Here is a 4,313-nt window from a genome sequence, read left to right on the forward strand (position 1 = left end):
AGAGGGATTGGACCCGCAACCTTCGCACCAGTACGACGTGCTGTTTCGACGATTTCTTTCGTCGATTGATCAAGCAATTTATGATCGAATGCCTTCAATCTGATTCTAATCTTCTGACTTTGCATATGGACACTCTTCTTCTTTTTAAAGTATCGTAATTACTAGCAAATTTACTAAAATGCGCTTTAACCCCATCGAAAACTTGTCCCGAATTAGCCCTTGCGGCCTGCGATTTCACTCACGCGGGAGGTTTTTTGTAAGTTGTAGACGCTATGAGTGCGCGAGTATGCGCACTGTAAAACCCTTTGTCAAAGGGAAATTATTAATTTTTTAATATCTTCCCATTTTGTGGAGAATTTCGGTTTTTGCCTTGGCTGGCACCACTGCATATTCCAAAAATTCCATACTGAAACTTGCTCTTCCCTGACTCAGACTGCGCACATTGGTCGCATATCCGAACAGATTGGCCAATGGGGCCTCTGCAGAAATCACCTGACCACCACCGACTTTGGCGTTCATAGTGAGAATTTTTCCACGGCGGGCATTCAAATCCCCGACCACATTACCGACGAATTCGTCGGGACAAGTCACTTCCAACTTGAAGATAGGCTCTAGAAGCTCAACGGTGGCACTTCTTACAGCATCCCTGAAAGCCAGGGACGTCGCTGCCTTAAAGGCCATTTCGCTTGAGGCATCCGGACGCACTTCCACAGAATTTAAAGTCCCCTTAATACCGATCATAGAATAGCTCGCAAGAGGACCAACCTCGGCCGCCTCTTTAAAGCCATTTTCAACCGCCTTAAGGAAAGGAGCTGTAAATTCTTTAGACACAGAAACCTTGGACACAAACTGAATGCCGTCATGCTGAGAGATCGGCTCAATTGTTAGAGAAACTTTCGCGTATTGTTGCTCCCCAGCCACCTCTCGCTCGTACACATACTCGACCGTCGCCGAGGATGAGATACTTTCGCGATAAGACACCTGAGGGTTACCAACGTTCGCCTGCACCTTGTGCTCGCGCAAAAGGCGATCTACAAGAATCTCTAGATGAAGCTCTCCCATCCCTGAAAGAAGGATTTGTCCTGTTTCAGGATCCGTTTTTAAACGACAGGAAGGATCTTCTTTACCCAATTTTTCCAAGCCCTGAAGCATTTTTTCCTGATCAGCCGAGGATTTCGCCTCGATCGCCACGGAAATAACCGGTTCAGGGAAAGTGATCGATTCCAATACGACGGCATGAGATGTCTCGCAAAGAGTATCCCCTGTCGCCGTGAACTTAAGACCAACAACTGCGCCGATGTCGCCGGCCTTCAGACTGGCAATCTCTTCGCGAGAATTCGCGTGCATCTTAACTAATTTTTGGATGCGTTCTTTTTTCTCGGTACGAGGATTAAAAAGCTGGTCTCCCACTTTCACTTCGCCCGAATACACGCGGATGTATGTCAGGGTTCCGGCAAATGGATCGTTGGCAATTTTAAAAGCCAAGGCCGCTACATTCGCACTGAAATCTGTCTTACATACAATTTCTTTTTCTGGTTTTTGCGGATCATGACCGATCATATCCGGCACTTCGATAGGAGAAGGAAGATAGTCAATCACACCGTCTAGCAAGGGCTGAACGCCCTTATTCTTAAAGGCAGCTCCACAGAATACAGGGAACGCCTTCAAATCTAGCGTCCCCTTACGAAGAGCACGCTTTAATTCCGCAACAGTGATTTCCTCACCATTGAGATATTTCTCTAAAAGTTCGTCTTCAAACTCAACGATCTTTTCAACGACTTCAGTGCGGAAGCGACTGACTTCCTCTTTCATGTCGTTGGGAACATCGGTAACTTCGAAATGGTCACCCATCCCTGATTGATCCCACATATATGCACGGTTTTCCAATAGATCAACAACACCACGGAAGGTGTCTTCCATGCCTATCGGCACCTGCACTGGGATCGGATTCGCATTGAGCTTGTCTTTGATCGTTCCGTAAGACATCACAAAGTCAGCACCGACGCGGTCCATTTTATTAACGAAACAGATTCTTGGAACTTTATATTTGTCAGCTTGTTTCCAAACGGTTTCAGACTGCGGTTCAACGCCATTCACTCCGTCAAAAACAGCAATAGCACCATCGAGGACGCGCAATGAACGCTCTACTTCGATCGTGAAATCCACGTGTCCGGGGGTATCAATGATGTTGATTCTGTGATCTTTCCAGAACGCCATGGTCGCGGCAGATGTGATTGTAATACCACGCTCTTGCTCTTGAACCATCCAGTCCATGGTGGCATCGCCATCATGAACTTCGCCGATTTTATGACTTTTACCAGTGTAGTAAAGAATGCGTTCGGTAGTGGTCGTTTTACCGGCATCGATGTGAGCCATGATGCCGATATTACGAGTATACTTGAGATCAGCTACAACTTTTGGATCTTTAGCTGACATGTAAACAGATTACCAATTGTAGTGAGAGAAAGCCTTATTCGCTTCAGCCATACGGTGAACGTCGTCTTTCTTCTTAATAGAGTTACCTCTATTGTTGTAAGCATCAACGAACTCGCCAGCTAAGCGCTTAGCCATATCTTTTTCACCGCGCTCGCGAGAGTACTCAACTAACCATCTCATTGCTAGTGCCAAACGACGAGAAGGGCGTACATCTACAGGAACTTGGTAAGTCGCACCACCAACACGGCGAGAACGAACTTCGATAGAAGGCTTTACGTTTTCAAGAGCTTTTTTGAAGATGCTCATTGGCTCTTCACCTTGGATTTTTCCTTCAAGCTCTTTCAATGCTCCGTAGAAAAGCTTCTGTGCAGTAGCTTTTTTACCTTGGATCATCATTTTGTTAACGAATTTAGCAATAACTAGATCCTTGAAAACCGGATCTGGAATAACTTCTCTTTTAAAGGTCTTTTTACGACGTGACATTTCTCAATCCTTATTTCTTAGGTCTCTTAGTACCGTATTTAGAGCGAGAACGCAGACGACCGTTCACACCTTGAAGATCCAATACACCGCGTACGATATGGTAACGAACGCCCGGCAAGTCCTTCACACGACCACCACGGATCAAGACAACGCTATGCTCTTGAAGGTTGTGACCGATACCTGGGATGTAAGAGATAACTTCGAAACCATTAGAAAGACGTACTTTTGCTACTTTACGAAGAGCAGAGTTCGGCTTCTTTGGTGTCGTTGTATAAACACGTGTACAAACGCCACGACGTTGAGGACATGAAACCAACGCAGGTGACTTTGTTTGGTTCTTTTGAACTTTACGCTCACTTTTGATGAGCTGGTTAATAGTAGGCACTTTAAAACCCCTTAAACGATTTTTCAATACTCCGACAAGTCGGAGTGCAGATCTAATCCAAGACGCTGGAACTTACATTGCCAAAAGCGCCCTGGTCAAGACTTTGTTGTTAATTTTATAGTCCAAAAACCGGTGTGAGCTCCGCTTTTTGGTCTTTTTACACTTATTTTGACCGCCGACTAAGGCCGGCGGCCCGGAAACCCTCGCCCCAGCGCTAAGCCGAGGCCCTGATTACCCTTGGTGAGGCTGAGCTGACGTCGTCATTCCTGGCAATGCCACGAATGATGTATCGTCGTCTTCCGCTACAGACACTTTCCAGCGTTTGTATGAAGTCAAACCTGTTCCCGCAGGGATCAAGCGACCCATAATGATGTTCTCTTTCAGGCCACGCAAATGGTCTGTTCGAGAGTTAATCGCTGCTTCCGTAAGAACTTTAGTAGTCTCTTGGAAGGACGCTGCTGAAATCCAGCTGTCAGTACTCAAAGAAACTTTCGTGATACCGAGAAGAAGCGGGCTGCATGTAGCAGGTTGTCCACCTTCACGGTTGATACGATCATTTTCCTCTTCGAAAGCATATCTTTCAACTTGTTCACCGGCCAAGAAACGGCTGTCACCAGCGTCCTTGATTTCTACTTTACGTAGCATTTGGCGAACAATCACTTCGATGTGCTTGTCGTTGATACCAACCCCTTGAAGTCTGTAAACTTCTTGGATTTCGTTCACAAGGTATGCTGATAGAGCTTTCGCACCTAGAACCGCCAGAATGTCATGAGGATTTGTTGGACCATCCATCAAAGCCTCACCGGCTCTTACGTACTCACCTTCTCTTACAGCAACGTGTTTACCTTTAGGGATGAGATATTCTTTTTGCTCACCCACTTCAGGAGTTACGATCACACGTTGTTTACCTTTAACGTCTTTACCGAATGTCACATAACCATCGATCTCAGAGATGATAGCTGCTTCTTTCGGTTTACGAGCTTCAAACAATTCAGCAACGCGCGGTAGA

General features: G+C 46.0%; 4 protein-coding genes and 1 pseudogene. All 5 read right to left on the minus strand.

Annotated features, from left to right (window positions below; all coding sequences use genetic code 11):
* Positions 1-125, minus strand: a 125-nt coding sequence (locus tag OM95_RS16915; protein ID WP_041876507.1) for a 30S ribosomal protein S10, incomplete at its 3' end; no start/stop codon positions are given.
* A gap of 205 nt (positions 126-330) precedes the next feature.
* Entirely contained in the window at positions 331-2,436 is a 2,106-nt protein-coding gene (gene fusA, locus OM95_RS16920) for an elongation factor G (RefSeq protein ID WP_041876510.1), read from the minus strand.
* Positions 2,437-2,445: 9 nt separating this feature from the next.
* Positions 2,446-2,919 (minus strand): 30S ribosomal protein S7, encoded by a 474-nt coding sequence (gene rpsG, locus OM95_RS16925; RefSeq protein WP_041876512.1) that lies wholly within the window; start codon positions 2,917-2,919, stop codon positions 2,446-2,448.
* A gap of 10 nt (positions 2,920-2,929) precedes the next feature.
* Complete coding sequence (gene rpsL, locus OM95_RS16930) at positions 2,930-3,304, minus strand: 30S ribosomal protein S12 (protein WP_041876514.1); 375 nt, start codon at positions 3,302-3,304, stop codon at positions 2,930-2,932.
* Positions 3,305-3,535: 231 nt separating this feature from the next.
* Positions 3,536-4,313 (minus strand): annotated as a pseudogene (locus tag OM95_RS16935) (DNA-directed RNA polymerase subunit beta'); the annotation flags it as partial.

The sequence above is a fragment of the Bdellovibrio sp. ArHS genome (assembly GCF_000786105.1).
GTDB lineage: Bacteria > Bdellovibrionota > Bdellovibrionia > Bdellovibrionales > Bdellovibrionaceae > Bdellovibrio.